Here is a 723-nt window from a genome sequence, read left to right as displayed (position 1 = left end):
TGATCATCGGCCGGCCTGACCAGAAGGGTTCGACCGGACGGGACAACCGGATGTTTGTGGAGGGCGTACTTTGGATCGTGCGCACTGGCTCTCCCTGGCGTGATCTTCCGGAGGTGTTTGGAGACTGGAACAGCGTGTTTCGGCGCTTCAGTCGATGGAGCATCAAGGGGGTCTGGTGGCGCATATTCGAAGCGATGTCCGGTGATCCGGACTTCGAGTATCTGATCGTCGACTCCACCATCGTCCGGGCGCACCAGCACGCCGCTGGGGCGAAAAAAGGGGGTCTGAAGATCAGGCGATCGGTCGCTCGCGCGGTGGCCTGAGCACCAAGATACATATGGCCGTTCGCGGCCTGGGATGTCCCGTACGGTTCAAGCTCACCGCAGGTCAGAAGAGCGACGTACCGCAAGCCGCCGAATTGATCGAGGGATTACCTGCCCAGGTCGTCATGGCGGATACGGCTTATGACGCCGATCACTTGCGCCAGGCGATCGCTGCCAAAGGCGCGCTCGCCGTCATCCCCAACAACCCGTCACGTGCGCTCAAATATCCGCTGGACAAGCATCTCTATGCCCAGCGTCATCTCGTCGAATGCTGCTTCTCAAAACTCAAGCAGTTCCGCCGCGTCGCAACCCGCTTCGAAAAGACCGCCCGAAATTACCTGGCCGTCGTTACTCTCGCAGCCATCGTCTTATGGATGCGATAAATGTCCACACCACCTAG

The 723-nt window shown here is 59.5% G+C and carries 1 protein-coding gene; it reads left to right on the top strand.

Features of this window, described 5'->3' with window-relative positions; translation table 11 throughout:
- Positions 1-2: 2 nt before the first annotated feature.
- A protein-coding gene (locus tag Q2M23_RS43735) for an IS5 family transposase (protein ID WP_316399546.1) occupies positions 3-706 on the top strand; the annotation gives its coding sequence in 2 pieces (ribosomal slippage) (positions 3-285 and positions 285-706; 705 coding nt in all).
- Positions 707-723: the final 17 nt, after the last annotated feature.

It is taken from the genome of Bradyrhizobium sp. 33ap4, assembly GCF_032654765.1.
Lineage (GTDB): Bacteria > Pseudomonadota > Alphaproteobacteria > Rhizobiales > Xanthobacteraceae > Bradyrhizobium > Bradyrhizobium australafricanum.
The sequence above is the reverse complement of the archived record's forward strand: the minus strand, read 5'-3'. Positions and strand labels throughout refer to the sequence as shown.